This window comes from Chryseomicrobium excrementi, assembly GCF_002798305.1.
In the GTDB taxonomy this organism is placed as follows: domain Bacteria; phylum Bacillota; class Bacilli; order Bacillales_A; family Planococcaceae; genus Chryseomicrobium; species Chryseomicrobium excrementi.
Genome location: NZ_PCGR01000007.1, coordinates 25,347 through 39,290 on the forward strand (window position 1 = coordinate 25,347; position 13,944 = coordinate 39,290).

Genomic DNA, 13,944 nt, shown 5'->3' on the forward strand with positions numbered 1-13,944 from the left:
TGTGCATAAGTACAGACGTTCCCTCTTGACGAATCTCGTCACATTTGATAATCATCTGTAATTTTTGTAATAAAAAAGACCGTAGAAGATCTCTACAGTCTTGTCCAGCTAGTGAGAGGCATGCCCGGTCTTCCGTTCATCGCATAATCACTGCGCTCACCCGCTATTAATTTTGAGTAACCTGCTGCCGCGATCATCGCTGCATTGTCTGTGCAAAGCGGTAAACTTGGTACATAGAACGGGATTCCTTGTTTTTCAAAAGTAGCTTCTAAAGCCGATCGCAAGCCTTTATTGGCTGCAACCCCCCCTGCCGCGATGACCTGTTTCACACCGTATTCTTCAGCTGCTCGTCGCGTCTTCTCCACCACCACTTCCACCACACTTTGTTGGAAGCCAGCCGCTACATGTGAAGGATTGATTTCTTGCCCTTTTTGCTGCAAGTTGTGTTGGTAGTTGATTACCGCGGACTTCAAGCCGCTAAAGCTGAAATCATAAGAGCCTTCTTCTAACCAGACACGAGGAAACTCGACAGCACCATCACTTTGCTCTGCTAATCGGTCAATATGCGGACCTCCTGGGTAAGGTAAGGACAGGACACGTGCCACTTTATCGTAAGCTTCTCCTGCTGCATCATCTCGAGTTTCCCCAATCTTTTCGAAATGGCCATCCTGCTGCATGACAATGAGTTCCGTATGACCACCTGAAATGACTAGAGAGAGCAAGGGAAACTCCATTGGATTTTCCAGTGCATTTGCATAAATGTGTCCTGCTATATGATGAACGCCAATCAAGGGAAGCTGATGCGCGAATGCAAATGCCTTCGCCGCTTGAATCCCAATAAGAAGCGCTCCTACTAGACCTGGTCCTTCCGTTACAGCAACAGCATCGAGCTGCTTCGGTGTCAGTCCAGCCTCAGTAAGTGCTTGTTCAATCACAAGTGTAATTTGTTCCACATGATGACGAGAAGCTACTTCCGGTACAACGCCACCAAAACGCTTGTGACTGTCAATCTGCGAGGCTACCACGTTGGAAACGATTGTCGTTCCATCTTTTACGATAGCTGCCGCCGTCTCATCACAACTCGTCTCGATTCCTAATATATATGTCATTAAAATTCCACCCACATTACGAGCGCATCTTCATGCGTATCCGTATAGTAATTTTTACGAATTCCACCGTCTTGGAATCCTAGTTTGCGGTACAGGTTTTGAGCGACATTATTCGTCACCCGGACTTCGAGTGTCATAATGCGTCCTCCGTGTTCTTTTGTGATACGCATGGCGTCTTTCATCAAGAGCTCTCCGTACCCTTTTCCTCTGCACGAAGATGTCACTGCCACATTGGTGATATGGCACTCATCGGTGACTAACCACATCCCACAAAACGCCACGATATTTCCTGGCTCAAGCTCTCCGACGATATAGTAAGCAAATTTGTTTGCAAGCATCTCATTGACGAAGGCTTCGCGTGTCCAAGGAGTCGGGAAGGCTTCTTTCTCTAATTCCCAAACACCATCTACGTCTTCTAATGTCATCTTTCGAAAAGTGATTCCGTTATTCATTGGCTTTCATCCAGTTCACTTCTGCTTCTGTCAGACGCAGGTAATCGGGAGTGAGTGTATGAATATCTGGTGCCGGTTCACTGTGCTGCGCAAGGGCTACTAGCTCAGAAGCTCGCGGAAGTTGTTCGGCCAATCCTGCAAAGTGCGAGACGAATCCAGACGCTGCAATGGCCTCTGTGAACTTTTGGACGTCTTGTCCGCACCAAAATACGGGCTGGTCCTGCTCGTGTAAGAACGCAAGCAATTCGTCAAAAGCAAGATGTCTCTCTAGCAGCGGCTGCTGCTCCTGGTACACACCAGCAAACACATGCTGCCGTCTTGCATCCATGATGCTGACCGTGATGCCTGAGAACCATTTTCCTGGTGCTGCTAAAACAGCTAGACTGGAAACGGGATAAACGGGAATTTCTAACGACCAAGCAAGTGTTTTTGCAAGTGTCATCCCAATTCGAATACCGGTGTAAGAGCCTGGCCCTTTTGCGACGGCAATGGCATCCAATTGATTGGGAGTGATTCCCGCTTCCTTCATGATGCGCTCAATTGCAGGCATAGCCGCAACAGAATGCGTCGACGGAAAACTATCCGTATGTTCAATCAACACGCGTCCCTCATCAACGAGCGTCACGCTCAGTGGTGTATTTGATGTATCAATCCCTAGCCAAATCATGTGCCATCTCCTCAAGTACCTGTTGATATCGCTTTGATGTTGCCGTCATCGTGCAAATTCTATCACCTTTGTCCGACAGGCGGATTGTCATTTCGATACGATCATCAGGTAATGCATAGTCAATATACTGCGCCCATTCCACGACAGATACGGCATGCCCATCAAAGTAGTCATCCCAGCCTAAATCTTCTTCACTATCCGTCAAACGGTAGACATCCATATGATAAAAAGGTAAACGGCCTTCGTATTCTTTCACAATCGTAAATGTAGGGCTATTCACATTCCCTTCGACCCCAAGGCCTGCCGCAAAATACTTTGTCCATGTCGTCTTCCCTGCCCCTAGGTCACCTTCAAGTGTGATGACCTCGCCCCCCTGCATTCTTGATGCAAGAGCCTGGGCATGAGAGATTGTGTCTTCAAGAGTTGTCCAATTAAATTGATGCATCGTCATTCTCCGTTCTATTCACTGCCCTTCATTATAATATGAAGCGCAAGAAGTTGCCACCTACGCAAACCAGCTCTTCAAACGGTCAAAGAAACTGATTTTACGAGGAGATAGAGTCTCTTTCTTTTGCTGAATGACAGGAACTAAAGTTTCTACGACCACTTCGTAACCCGCTTCTCCATAATGAAGGCCGTCATCTTCTTTTCCCCGAAGAGCCTCCACCAGATTCGGGTGCGTCATAAAGGCTGCATAGAGATCTGCAAATCCTGTCTTATACTCGGCGACCACCTCTTTGACAGCATCTCCGTAAGCTTCTAGCACTTGATTGGAGCGTTGCGTCTGCTTCGTTTCATCAACCGGTGGTGGGGTTACCAAAATGCATCGTTCTGGCCCGATAGCTTGGACCATCTGTTCTAGATTTGCTTTATACATCTCTCGTGCCACATGTTTATGGGCAGAAGAATCATTGGACCCAAACTGGATGACAACTAAATCCGGATGCTGCGCCAAAATATCTTTTGAAAAACGCTTCATCGCGTCATTTGTCGTATTGCCGCTCACGCCCTTGTTGATAAGCTCGTCTTGCGGGAAGTGCGGCTGTAATTTTGCATTGATCATCGGCTCTTTTAGGCCTTCATGACGTGCTGTTAAACTATCTCCAAATAGGATGATTTTCATAGTGACTTTCCTCCAGGTTTTGAATGTATCAAAATGATGGTATTATATCGTGTGGACCTTTATTTTCTCCTCATGAAAGGAGGATGCCATGTGGCAAAAAAACGCATACACTGGCTCGATGCAGCAAAAGGATTTCTTATGATTCTGGTTGTTCTTGGGCATTACCCACACGAGATGCCATTTCCACTGATCCAATATATTTACTGGTTTCATATGCCCGCCTTCTTCCTGCTAAGTGGAATCTTCTTTAAAGAAGTGCACTCATTAAAAGAAGCGAACGGATCTTTAACAAAACGTTTTATGCAACTGTTATTCCCGTATTTCTTCTTTTTACTCGCAATCACGACAGTTCGCTATTCTATCGAACTGGCTACTCTGAACTTTGATTGGCGTTGGTATGCAGAAGATTTCATGAAAATATTGATTGGTGGACGCTTTGCACGCGGTGCGTATGGCGTCATCTGGTTCATAACAACCTTATATTTCTCTTATGTCATCTTTACGTTTTTGACTCTTTATACAAAACGCAAGACACAAATCCTCATTCTCTTTCTATTATATACGATTGCGCACATTCAAAGCTTTTGGGCAATGGATGTTGTAGGAGGAGCACCGGACCAAGCCAGCCAGGAAATTCCGATGCTATGGAATTTAGACGTTGCCTTCATTGCCGTAGTCTATTTTGCAATCGGGAGTTACTTAAAGTCGTTTTGGTTGGAAGTACCGAATAAAGTTGGGTTAACAGGTCTTTTTGTGACTATCACGGCGATAGTAGTAGATAAAATCGGCTGGATTGATTACCATTTGAGCTTGAAATTTTTACGCTACAATCATTTCGTCTTAGACCTTGTGATTCCACTAGCGATGATCATCGTATTTGTCTGGGTGTTCCAGTTACTTGCCAAACGCTTTGTCATGAAGCCGATGCAATTCATTGAAAGTCACTCAATCGCTATCATGTACTTACACATCTTCACATACATGATTTTAAACGACTATTTCTTACTCGGACCCATCGGTTTCACAATTACAGGTATCGTATTCCCTATCTTAGCTTCCGTTGCCATACGGAAATTGATTCCACACGGCGAAGTGGTTCTAGGAAATATTTCTCGTCTTCGTGTAACGAAAAAACAAGTGAACCGTTCTAATGGCTAAAGGAGGACGAGAACAATGAGAAAATTATGGAGTGTATGGATTTTTGGAATTCTTCTACTTGCCGCTTGTGGCTCTACAGAAATGAATGAATCTTCAGGAGAGGGCGGCGAAGAAATGACGAATGAATTGACGCAACAGCTCAAAGAAGAGAATGGAGATTACTTTCTAGTGATCACCAATGGTACGGAGGAAGATGTCACGTTAACTTTCACAAGTGGGCAGCAATTTGAGTACCAACTGTTTGATGACGCTGGAGAGACTATATATACGTATTCCATGAACAAGATGTTTACACAAGCCTTAAGTGAACAAGTCGTGGCTGCAGGAGACTCTTGGGAAGTATCACTCGACCTCAAGAACGAGCTTACTTCTATGTCTGTTCCGGAAGGCACCTATCGTCTTGATGTCTGGTCATTAGCAGAGCAATTTGATGATGAAAAAGTATCCATTGAAAACTTTGAATGGTCCGGACAATAAAAAATGCACTTCCCTTTTTTTCTTGGGAAGTGCATTTTCTTTTACCCTTTTGTTCCTCCAGCTGTTAGACCAGAAACGAAATACTTTTGGAACACTAAGAACAGCAACGCGATTGGAACCGATACTAAAACAGCACCTGCAGCAAACGTTGTGAACGAGTTCCCGAACTGCTTCGCCACTAAGTCATAGAGACCTACTGCCAATGTATATTGTTCGTTTGAACGTAGCAAGATTCGTGCAATGATGAAATCTCCTAATGGTGCAATGAAAGCGAACAACGCGACCACCGAGATGATTGGTTTTGCAAGCGGCATGATGATCTGGATAAAGATTCGGAAATGTCCTGCACCATCCATACGGGCCGATTCATCCAAATCTTTAGGAATGGTATCTAAGTATCCTTTCATTAACCAAGTACTCATAGGAATTTGTCCACCAACATAAAACAAGATTAAACCTAAATGAGTATCAATCAATTGAAGACGTGTAGCCAATACAAAGATGGCGATAAGAGCTGCAAAGTTTGGAATCATTTGCAAGATCAAAAATGTCATTAATCCATTTTTGCGTCCAACGAATCGATATCTTGAAAACGAATAGGCTGTAAACGACACTAAAATGACCGAGAAAATCATCGTCATCAAACTAATTTTCATAGAGTTCCAGTACCATAATAGATAGTTTGAACGTTCAAGGTCAAACAAGAATTGATAATGCTTTAGTGTTGGATTGTCAGGGAACATTTGAGAGCTGTTCAAGCTATTCCCTGGATTAAAGGAAGAACCTAATACCCAGAGCAGTGGATACAACACAATAGCAGTCATAGTTAAAATAATCAGGTAGGAAATGGTCAAACGAATGAGTTTGCTTTGTTTCTTCGTCATTACATCATATCCTCCTCTTGGAACGACTTTGTTCGTTTAAACTGCCACAATGCTACAGTGATAACGATGATAGAAAGAATCATGGTTATAGCGGCAGCTTTCCCGTATTGAGCACTTGTCATCGTCAAGCGGTAGATCCATGAAATCAAAATATCCGTACCACCCGCATTTTGACTCGGAAGTGCCGGGCCTCCTCCATTAAACAGGAAGATGACATTAAAGTTGTTAAAGTTAAATGTATACTGTGTGATTAAAATTGGTGCTGTCGCATATAGAACTAAGGGCAATGTGATAGAGAAGAACTTTTGGAATACAGAAGCTCCATCAACATCTGCTGCTTCATATAGCTCTTCTGGAATCGATTGTAAGATCCCTGTCGTCATAGCGAAAATGAACGGGAATCCTAACCACGTCTGAATCATGATTAGCGCAAGGCGTGTGAACGTCTCATTTGTCATCCATGGAATAGGATCTAGTCCAACCATCGGTAATAGAACTTTATTGATTGCCCCCAAATCATTAAACATTCCAGAGAAAATCAAAATTGTGATAAATGCTGGAACTGCCCAAGGAAGAATCATAATCGTGCGGAACAGCACTTTTCCTTTTAGATCCTTTTGGTTAATTAGAATGGCTAAGAAAATCCCTAGTGCTACTTGTAAAGTCGTAGCTCCAAATGTCCAAACAATCGTCCATGTTAACACAGAGAAGAAAGTAGAACGCCAAACATCTAATACAAAAATATCTTTAAAGTTTTGAAGTCCTACCCAGTCCACTAAGTTTGCTGGTGGCGAATGGTATAAATCATAGTTCGTAAACGCTAGTAGCAACACGAAGATAATCGGGAAAATAACGACAAAGATCAACAAGAAGAATCCTGGTGAAATCATCAAGTACGGGAAACCGTTATCGATCAGGTTGTGGTATTGCTTTCTAACCGAGTTCACACCTTCACCAAGGTCACGGCGTTTTCCGTTATGATACGCATCATAGAGATTGAAAGCATAAATCCCTAATCCCATTACGGTCAGAATTACAGCAATAATTCCATCAATCAATAAGAAAATAGAGTGGTCAAGCTTAGGAATCTCTCCTAGAGTAAATAACCCCCAGTAGCCAACTCCCATATATTCAAAAAATACTGAGCCAAATGAAACAGCCAAAATCAGAAAGACAAGACCTTTAAGAATTTGTTTGTTATAAAATTGCCCGAATCCTGGCAGGATAGATAGTAGCAGCGCCGTTTTGCGATGCTTTTTGGAAGATGTTGAATCTTTCATTCGGCCTAGCCTCCTATAGTGCAGTGCACGTAATACTCAAACTTTATGTACAAAAAAATAGGAAGGAAAAGCGGTGGCACCGAAGTACCCACGCGCTTTTCCACCTAATTAGGAATTAGTGATTTGTTTCAATGTTTGTCTTGATTTGATCAACCGCTTCATCTAAAGCAGATTTAGCATCAGCTTTTTCTGTTGCAATTGTTTGTAGAGCTGAAGCCATTGGGCCCCAAACCTCACCCATTTCTGGGATGTTAGGCATTGGAACTGCGTATTGAGATTGTAATGCTACTGCTTTAGCACCTTCATTTTCAGCGATTGCTGGATCTTCAACTAGAGCAACGTTTGCAGGAATCTCAGATACTGCTTCAAAACGAGCAAGTGATACTTCATCACTTGTTAAGTGTTCAATTAATTTTGTTGACCAGTATGGATACTCAGTGAAAGCAGTTACGTTCCATCCTTTAACACCCATGAATGTTTTCATTGGCTCGCCGTTTGGAAGTGTTGGCATTGCAGCTACACCGATATCGATACCAGCGTCACGCATCCCTTGGAATGCCCAAGGACCGTTCATAACTGAAGCTACTTTACCATCGTTGAACAAGCCGTCCATTGCTGCGCCACCTGTTTCACCTACGATAGCTTTAGGGAATAGACCTTCAGCATACCATTGTTGAATGTAGTCAGCGCCTTCTACTGCACCTTCATTGTTTAAGCCGATATCCTCACGGTCTAATCCGTCAGCAGTTTCGTTAAACACGTAACCACCCATACCACCTAATACAGCGTGTGCGAAGTAGAAGTTATCCCATAGAGCCAAGAAACCATAGTTGTCGCCTGAAGTGAAATCTTTAGAGAATGTGTAAAGCTCATCCATTGTTGCTGGAGCTTCTTCCATTAATGCTTTGTTGTAGATAAATACTGGTGTTTCAGTTGCTTTTGGTAATCCGTATAAAGCACCGTTGTACATTTGAGCGGATACTGCAGACTCGCTGTAACGAGCTAAGATATCCTCTTCAACTGTAATTTCTTGAATCAAACCTTCTGTTACCACTTGACCAATTTGGTCATGTGGAAGTGTTACGATATCAGGAGCGCTTCCAGCTGGACCATCTAAACGAAGTTGATCGCGGATAGCGTCTGCCATGTTTAACTCTTTAAACTCAACTTGAATTCCGTGTTCTTCTTCGAATGATGCGATTGCATCTTCTAACCAGCCTGCAGACTTGTCGATGTCTTCCCAAATAACAAGTTTCTCTGGTTTTTCTTCTGTAACTTCTTGTTCAGTTCCAGTGTCAGACCCCTCTGGTGTTTCAGCCTGTTCTTCACGATCTGGTGCACAAGCTGCAACAATCATCGCTACGAAAAGAGCTAGTAACAATACTAACCAATTCTTTTTCATAATGCCCCTCCTCTAGGTTTTCCCCACTTATGCAAGCGTTTGCACAAAGCACATAATAAAATGCCACTCTAATTCTTTCTGGATCTTTCTTTGTAATCCATGTCGATTCGTGGACGAAAGCAGTGAAAACGTTTGCATAAATTTAACTTTATTATAGCGTGAATTCATAAGATTACAATGCTTTTTTTCATGTTTTCTGTAAAATTGGGAATTTAGATTCACTTCATCCTTTCGTTTAGCAGAACTTTACAACAAAAAAGCCCCTCCGATTTTCATAGGAAGGACTATCGCACGGCTAGATAGACGTCTACCTCGTTTGCACTCGTAAATGGATTATAGGAAAGACTCCATTCTTCAAGATCAAATCCAAGAGGTGTATATTCTTGATGTTCTTCACAGAACGCAAACAAATAATCATGTGTGTCATGAATTTCTTGTGGGCTGCCCATGTGTTTCGCTTTCATATAATGACAAGCAGGAACTGTATAACTGATCATGTTGTCAGGTAAGGAAATGGCTTTTCTTACTTTGTATCCAATAATATGCTTAAACCGATCTTGTCGAGGATTGAAGTGTTCCGTAAGCGGATAAGACTGAATAAATGTGACTTCGTCAGTCGTTCGGTCTAGTATCAGATCCTTATGTAGCACTAACTCATTATAATACGCTAAGTCGAGCTTGTTCTTCTCAAGCTCTACTAAACTGGCTTCAAACTGATACCCGACAATCGTAAAAGCATCGCGCTTTACAAGCTTGGGTTGCATCGTTTTCTCCTCCATTAAATGCGTCATCTCTACTTGAACCATCTTCCGTCCTCCTTTTACGCTTGTAGCTTGTATAGTGTCATTCGAAATACTACTTTATTTTCTGGGGGTCTTTATGAGAGTATAGCAAATGATTTTTCTTCTCTAAATTGGGAAATGTTTTACACTAGTGAGCTTAGGGAAGGAGACAACTAACAACTAAAGGAGGAGGAATACGGAATGAATTCAGAATATCAGCAACTACTCTCTACTTTACATGACTGTGCCGCCGCTTGTAATCATTGTTTCGATGCATGCCTTCAGGAAGAAGATATGAAGATGATGGCAGCATGCATCCGATTAGACCGGGAGTGTGCCGACTTTTGTTCGTATCTAGAACAGGCGATCATGAGAGACTCTCCATTTGTGAAACAATTAGCTGCTGTTTGTGCAGAGATTTGCGATGCTTGTGCAGAGGAATGTGAAAAGCATGATCATGAACATTGCAAACAGTGCGCCACTGCATGTAAAGCTTGTGCAGACGCTTGTCGTCAGTTTGCATCGTAGGAATCTGGCCGCTCTTTAGGGCGGCTATTTCTTTTGGGTGAAGGAGTACGATAAGGCCAATATACTTACAATCAATGTACCAAAACCAATCATCATGGAGATTCCTTCAAAAAATGTCATTTGCCTCACCTCTTTCATGTGAGTTCATTATATCGTACATATGTTCGTATTTTCAACAAAAGAAAAACGGCTTTCCGCCGAATTTCAATTTTCCCAAGTTGTATGGAGACTATCGGGATCGAACCGACGACCTCTTGCATGCCATGCAAGCGCTCTCCCAGCTGAGCTAAGCCCCCGTGCTCTCTCATTTTAGCGGAACACGGGCAGTTTGAAAAGAACAATTTTAGCTCACCTACAGTTTTTTTATGTCTCGAATCGCTTGAACGGATAACCTCACCAATAAAATGGCGCATAGGAACAGTCCCACATAAGATACGGTATTCAAGTAGACTGCATAGACAGTTTCAATCACCTGTGCAATAGCGAGTAAAGCGACAGAAATAATTCCGAAGGTGATTCCTACCATCAACAATACGAACTTCGAAAATAGCAATGTAATAAATTGATTATTTGCTTTATCGGAAAAGATATCATGATGTAGAATGATCTTTCCGCCTTCTATTCGCTTGATCAGTTGGTCCATTCGACGAGGAAACTTCCGAAGTGCTGGAAGTGCTAATGCTAATTCTTCCTCTACCGTCTTCCACACTTCTTTAGGCTCCTGGAAAGGTTTCTTCCACATCTCTCGCATGTAATCCTCAGAAAAGTCTTTTGCTTCTCCAAACGTATCAAAGCTCGGATGAATAGCCATCAGTGTGCCATCAAGAGTCACGAGAGAGCGGAGTGCTTGAGCAATAGAAGGATAAAAGTGAAGACCATGTTTTCTCACAATTGCAAATAAAGTAAAGACAAGTTCTTGCGTTGGGATCCTGTCGACAAAAGACACTTTCAACATCAAGTGGCCGAATTCTTGTTCCATGACTACTCGGTCTAGATGACTAGAATCGGAAATCATCTTAGTCATCGCGTCGAAAATGACACTTTCATTTGATTGATGTAAGCCTAGTAAGAAAAGATGAAAGGCTTCTTGTTGTTCATTTGGCAGTCTTCCCACTGCGCCAAAATCGAGAAGTGTTGCTTCTCCCGTCTTCCCATCGATGAAGATATTCCCTGGATGTGGATCTGCATGAAAGATTCCAGGTCCAATCATTTGCTCAAAGAAAGAATACAAAATAGATTGAGCCAGTTCATAGCGGTCAAGCCCATGTTGAATGATGAGTTCATCCGCTTCTGTAATCGTGCATCCTTCAATATACTCTTGGACAATCATTTTATTGTTGCTAAAACGGGTGTACACCATAGGCACTTTGACTGGATAGAGGCTAGAGTTCACAGTCTGTGCAATTTGAAGGGTGTTTCGAACTTCAATTGAAAAATCGATTTCCTCTTTTAACCCTTCTGCAAAGCCTTTAGCTAAATCTTTAAAACCTATGCTCTCCGCCCAAGACGACTTTTCTGAAATCCATTCCGCAAAATCAAGAAGAATTCCCAAATCGTCTTCCATAATTTCAGAAACATCGGGGCGTAGAAGCTTCACTACTACAGGAAGATTGCTCTCTCGTAAAATAGCCTTATGGACTTGGCCAATAGAAGCGGCCGCCAGTGGCTGATAGTCAAAAAAGCTGAATGTGTCTTCAACTGTACCAGGTAGTGAGTCATTGAGTACTTGAATCACTTGCTCTTCAGATAGTGGCGTCACATGCTGCTGAAGATTGCTCAGTTCGCGAATAAACGCACGCGGAAACAGTTCTGATCGCGTTGAAAGAACTTGACCAAATTTGACAAAGATGCCTCCTGCTTGCTCAAGGGTATCTCGAAAAGCTCGTGCCAATTCTTCTTCGTTTTCTCGATGACGTGCATAACTCAGTGCTCGGGTGAACCCATTAGCCATGGCAATCTGAAGCACTGCACGGAACCTCCGCTGTCTCCTTCTATACACAAACATCCTCATGATGAATGAAGCATGATTGGAGGGTTTTCCTCGTTCCGTTAAGGCTCTCGGGTCAAACAGTTCGAAAAATAAATATAAAAGCATCGCAATCAATAACATACTGCCTGCCCAAATAATAGCACTTGGATCCGTTACAATATCATAAAAATCATTCGTTAAGAAATCTGTGGTTCGCAGATAGGAATACCAGTACACCACTGTCGTCAAAACCACACTGATCAAGACTGCTAAACTTCGTTTTACAAAGTTGATTCGCGTCCCCATCAGTCGGCCACTGATCCAGTAAATAACAAAGCCTATAAACACCATTACTACAATTAAACCGGCTACTTTCATCTGCGATCCCCCCTTCTCTCTTTATTTTCACGTATAAACCCTAGAATAACAACCACATTTTGCCGTGGTATACTGAAGTGAAGGAGTTGGATTTCGAATGGATGTAAAACGAACATGTCAAAACTGTGGAAAAAAGTGGCCTTATTCCGCTGCCTTAAAGAAAGCATGGCTTGGTAGATCCGGTCAAGTTTGTCCTTCATGCGGAGAAACGCAATATCTTTCTGCTCATTCTCGCATGCGAAGCGGGACCTACGCTGTGATGGTCATGGTGGCGATTCTCTTGGTTAGAGTATTGGTGGATTTAACCTCCCTGGAATCAGCCTTTGTGGCAATCGGATTGTTCTTAATCGTTTTCTTAATGTTCCCGTTCACGATTGAGTTGACAGGGAAAGATCAGCGCTTTGTTGATATGAAACGTAAATAGCTTGGAGTTTTCCTGCATCTTATTAAAGATGTGGGGTTTTTAATAGAAGGGATGGATTTGTTAGGGGTTTTCTAGGAAGAGCTTTGTGACTCAAGGGCTTTTCTAGGAAGAAGGTGTTTGAGGAGTTGATTCATTTAGGTGAGAAATTCATTTATTGGGGCCATTTATTCGTTGAGGCAAAGAATTCATTTATGTAGAGTCACTTTTCATTTATTCGACACGGAGCTATCATTTGGAGTTTGGAATAGTAGGGTGAGCGATTGCTACGTTGGTGTGAATCGTCGGTAAATGGAGCATTTACGGCGGCAGATTCTCATTTTACGTCGGCAGTTGACGCGTTTTCGTCGAGCCATGGATCGGCCATGTACGAATCGTCGGCAGTTTGCTCCAAATCGGAGGCAGATATCTGTTTTACGTCGGCAGATCGACTTGAATCGTCGAGACCTGCATGCAGTATCTACTTCAGTGGCTCGAGTTTCGGTCGCATCTCTAGTATCGGCCGTAGTTTCTTGATTATCTGCTGTAGATGACAGCGAATCAGCCGCAGTTGCTTGAATATTGGCCGCATCTCCAAGTATCGGCCGCAGTTCATTGAGTATCTGCTGTAGATGGCGGCGAATCGGCCGTAGTTGCTCGAATATCGGACGCATCTTCAAGTATCTGAACCAGTTGGGGTTCCACCATCTCCGCCCTTACTAGAAAGTCCTTTCCCCATCAAAACGTCTTGCCCCACGGGTCGGCTGCGCATCTTTACGTAATCGAGTTGCAGGCGTTAGACATACATTCAAAGATCATTCTCACCCACAGAGAGAGAGTGCGCCTCCACGTCCACACTGTCATTTCCCGTGGTCTCTCGGCAGTCGGCTCCACAACTAGAATGTAATCGAGCTCCGGACGCCAGAAATCCACATAAAGATCCGGTCTCCTACACATCGACTCGTAATCGAGTTGCAGGCGTTAGAAATACATTCAAAGATCATTCGCACCCACAGAGGCAAAGGGCGCCTCCATGGGCACGCCTGATCTTCGAAGCATTTCTGGGCGAACGCCTTTCACATCTAGATATACAAAAAAGGCCATCCCTCTCGGGATGACCTTCGTGTTGCCCAGCGACGTCCTACTCTCACAGGGGGAGACCCCCAACTACCATCGGCGCTGAAGAGCTTAACTTCCGTGTTCGGTATGGGAACGGGTGTGACCTCTTCGCCATCATCACTGGACATGAGCCTGTTCGCTCAAAACTGGATAGAACTTCATTGATCTTTTTGGTTAAGTCCTCGATCGATTAGTATTCGTCAGCTCCACACGTCG

The 13,944-nt window shown here is 43.3% G+C and carries 15 protein-coding genes, 1 tRNA gene and 1 rRNA gene; 4 read left to right on the forward strand and 13 right to left on the reverse strand.

The annotated features are described in order from the left end of the window. Positions 1–92 precede the first annotated feature (92 nt). The 5 genes from tsaD to CQS04_RS13385 are packed head-to-tail and all read right to left on the reverse strand — an operon-like array spanning position 93 to position 3,351. Entirely contained in the window at positions 93–1,109 is a 1,017-nt protein-coding gene (gene tsaD, locus CQS04_RS13365) for a tRNA (adenosine(37)-N6)-threonylcarbamoyltransferase complex transferase subunit TsaD (RefSeq protein WP_100354612.1), read from the reverse strand. Next, positions 1,109–1,561, reverse strand: a complete 453-nt coding sequence (rimI, locus tag CQS04_RS13370; RefSeq protein WP_100354613.1) for a ribosomal protein S18-alanine N-acetyltransferase — start codon at positions 1,559–1,561, stop codon at positions 1,109–1,111. Before rimI ends, tsaD begins: the two co-directional genes overlap by 1 nt. Beyond that, on the reverse strand, positions 1,554–2,228 hold the full coding sequence (gene tsaB, locus CQS04_RS13375; protein ID WP_100354614.1) for a tRNA (adenosine(37)-N6)-threonylcarbamoyltransferase complex dimerization subunit type 1 TsaB: 675 nt from the start codon (positions 2,226–2,228) through the stop codon (positions 1,554–1,556). Before tsaB ends, rimI begins: the two co-directional genes overlap by 8 nt. Further along, positions 2,209–2,679, reverse strand: coding sequence for a tRNA (adenosine(37)-N6)-threonylcarbamoyltransferase complex ATPase subunit type 1 TsaE (tsaE, locus tag CQS04_RS13380; RefSeq protein WP_100354615.1), 471 nt, complete (start codon positions 2,677–2,679; stop codon positions 2,209–2,211). The genes tsaB and tsaE overlap by 20 nt, the downstream gene beginning before the upstream one ends. A gap of 54 nt (positions 2,680–2,733) precedes the next feature. After that, on the reverse strand, positions 2,734–3,351 hold the full coding sequence (locus tag CQS04_RS13385; protein WP_100354616.1) for an SGNH/GDSL hydrolase family protein: 618 nt from the start codon (positions 3,349–3,351) through the stop codon (positions 2,734–2,736). A gap of 90 nt (positions 3,352–3,441) precedes the next feature. On the opposite strand from CQS04_RS13385, the gene CQS04_RS13390 reads away from it, so the two are divergent. Both CQS04_RS13390 and CQS04_RS13395 read left to right on the forward strand, forming a co-directional pair. Further along, positions 3,442–4,509: an acyltransferase family protein gene (locus tag CQS04_RS13390; protein ID WP_100354617.1), complete on the forward strand. Its 1,068-nt coding sequence runs from the start codon at positions 3,442–3,444 to the stop codon at positions 4,507–4,509. Positions 4,510–4,524: 15 nt separating this feature from the next. Continuing rightward, positions 4,525–4,986 (forward strand): BsuPI-related putative proteinase inhibitor, encoded by a 462-nt coding sequence (locus CQS04_RS13395; protein WP_100354618.1) that lies wholly within the window; start codon positions 4,525–4,527, stop codon positions 4,984–4,986. 41 nt (positions 4,987–5,027) lie between these two features. Here the strand turns inward: CQS04_RS13395 and CQS04_RS13400 are convergent, their stop codons facing one another. The 4 genes from CQS04_RS13400 to CQS04_RS13415 form a co-directional block, all read right to left on the reverse strand. Continuing rightward, positions 5,028–5,870 carry a sugar ABC transporter permease gene (locus CQS04_RS13400; protein ID WP_100354619.1) on the reverse strand — a complete coding sequence of 281 codons (843 nt, stop codon included), beginning with the start codon at positions 5,868–5,870 and terminating at the stop codon, positions 5,028–5,030. After that, the gene (locus tag CQS04_RS13405; protein WP_100354620.1) at positions 5,870–7,150 is read right to left on the reverse strand and encodes a carbohydrate ABC transporter permease; all 1,281 of its coding nucleotides are present in this window, start codon (positions 7,148–7,150) and stop codon (positions 5,870–5,872) included. Before CQS04_RS13405 ends, CQS04_RS13400 begins: the two co-directional genes overlap by 1 nt. 115 nt (positions 7,151–7,265) lie before the next feature. Further along, on the reverse strand, positions 7,266–8,552 hold the full coding sequence (locus tag CQS04_RS13410; protein ID WP_100354621.1) for an extracellular solute-binding protein: 1,287 nt from the start codon (positions 8,550–8,552) through the stop codon (positions 7,266–7,268). Positions 8,553–8,836: 284 nt separating this feature from the next. Beyond that, entirely contained in the window at positions 8,837–9,358 is a 522-nt protein-coding gene (locus CQS04_RS13415; RefSeq protein WP_100354622.1) for a GyrI-like domain-containing protein, read from the reverse strand. Between the two features lie 177 nt (positions 9,359–9,535). Here CQS04_RS13415 and CQS04_RS13420 point away from each other — a divergent pair, with 177 nt between their 5' ends. Then, the gene (locus tag CQS04_RS13420; protein WP_100354623.1) at positions 9,536–9,862 is read left to right on the forward strand and encodes a four-helix bundle copper-binding protein; all 327 of its coding nucleotides are present in this window, start codon (positions 9,536–9,538) and stop codon (positions 9,860–9,862) included. A gap of 24 nt (positions 9,863–9,886) precedes the next feature. Here CQS04_RS13420 and CQS04_RS13970 read toward each other — a convergent pair whose 3' ends face one another. The 3 genes from CQS04_RS13970 to CQS04_RS13430 form a co-directional block, all read right to left on the reverse strand. Then, a complete protein-coding gene (locus CQS04_RS13970; protein ID WP_245858822.1) occupies positions 9,887–9,982 on the reverse strand; it encodes a putative holin-like toxin in 96 nt (31 codons plus the stop codon). Positions 9,983–10,085: 103 nt separating this feature from the next. Next, a tRNA-Ala gene (locus tag CQS04_RS13425) sits at positions 10,086–10,158 on the reverse strand. A gap of 56 nt (positions 10,159–10,214) precedes the next feature. Further along, positions 10,215–12,209, reverse strand: a complete 1,995-nt coding sequence (locus CQS04_RS13430) for an ABC1 kinase family protein (RefSeq protein ID WP_100354624.1) — start codon at positions 12,207–12,209, stop codon at positions 10,215–10,217. Between the two features lie 97 nt (positions 12,210–12,306). On the opposite strand from CQS04_RS13430, the gene CQS04_RS13435 reads away from it, so the two are divergent. Continuing rightward, the gene (locus CQS04_RS13435) at positions 12,307–12,633 is read left to right on the forward strand and encodes a TIGR04104 family putative zinc finger protein (protein ID WP_100354625.1); all 327 of its coding nucleotides are present in this window, start codon (positions 12,307–12,309) and stop codon (positions 12,631–12,633) included. 1,104 nt (positions 12,634–13,737) lie between these two features. Here CQS04_RS13435 and rrf read toward each other — a convergent pair. After that, positions 13,738–13,853, reverse strand: a 5S ribosomal RNA gene (gene rrf, locus CQS04_RS13440). Positions 13,854–13,944 lie beyond the last annotated feature (91 nt).

Excerpts from the sequence above, each read along its gene's own strand:
- CQS04_RS13410 (WP_100354621.1), bottom strand. The coding sequence starts at position 8,552 with ATGAAAAAGAATTGGTTAGTATTGTTACTAGCTCTTTTCGTAGCGATG.
- CQS04_RS13430 (WP_100354624.1), bottom strand. The coding sequence starts at position 12,209 with ATGAAAGTAGCCGGTTTAATTGTAGTAATGGTGTTTATAGGCTTTGTT.
- rimI (WP_100354613.1), bottom strand. The coding sequence starts at position 1,561 with ATGAATAACGGAATCACTTTTCGAAAGATGACATTAGAAGACGTAGAT.
- CQS04_RS13405 (WP_100354620.1), bottom strand. The coding sequence starts at position 7,150 with ATGAAAGATTCAACATCTTCCAAAAAGCATCGCAAAACGGCGCTGCTA.
- CQS04_RS13400 (WP_100354619.1), bottom strand. The coding sequence starts at position 5,870 with ATGACGAAGAAACAAAGCAAACTCATTCGTTTGACCATTTCCTACCTG.
- tsaE (WP_100354615.1), bottom strand. The coding sequence starts at position 2,679 with ATGACGATGCATCAATTTAATTGGACAACTCTTGAAGACACAATCTCT.
- CQS04_RS13970 (WP_245858822.1), bottom strand. The coding sequence starts at position 9,982 with ATGACATTTTTTGAAGGAATCTCCATGATGATTGGTTTTGGTACATTG.
- CQS04_RS13385 (WP_100354616.1), bottom strand. The coding sequence starts at position 3,351 with ATGAAAATCATCCTATTTGGAGATAGTTTAACAGCACGTCATGAAGGC.
- CQS04_RS13395 (WP_100354618.1), top strand. The coding sequence starts at position 4,525 with ATGAGAAAATTATGGAGTGTATGGATTTTTGGAATTCTTCTACTTGCC.
- tsaB (WP_100354614.1), bottom strand. The coding sequence starts at position 2,228 with ATGATTTGGCTAGGGATTGATACATCAAATACACCACTGAGCGTGACG.
- tsaD (WP_100354612.1), bottom strand. The coding sequence starts at position 1,109 with ATGACATATATATTAGGAATCGAGACGAGTTGTGATGAGACGGCGGCA.
- CQS04_RS13435 (WP_100354625.1), top strand. The coding sequence starts at position 12,307 with ATGGATGTAAAACGAACATGTCAAAACTGTGGAAAAAAGTGGCCTTAT.
- CQS04_RS13420 (WP_100354623.1), top strand. The coding sequence starts at position 9,536 with ATGAATTCAGAATATCAGCAACTACTCTCTACTTTACATGACTGTGCC.
- CQS04_RS13415 (WP_100354622.1), bottom strand. The coding sequence starts at position 9,358 with ATGGTTCAAGTAGAGATGACGCATTTAATGGAGGAGAAAACGATGCAA.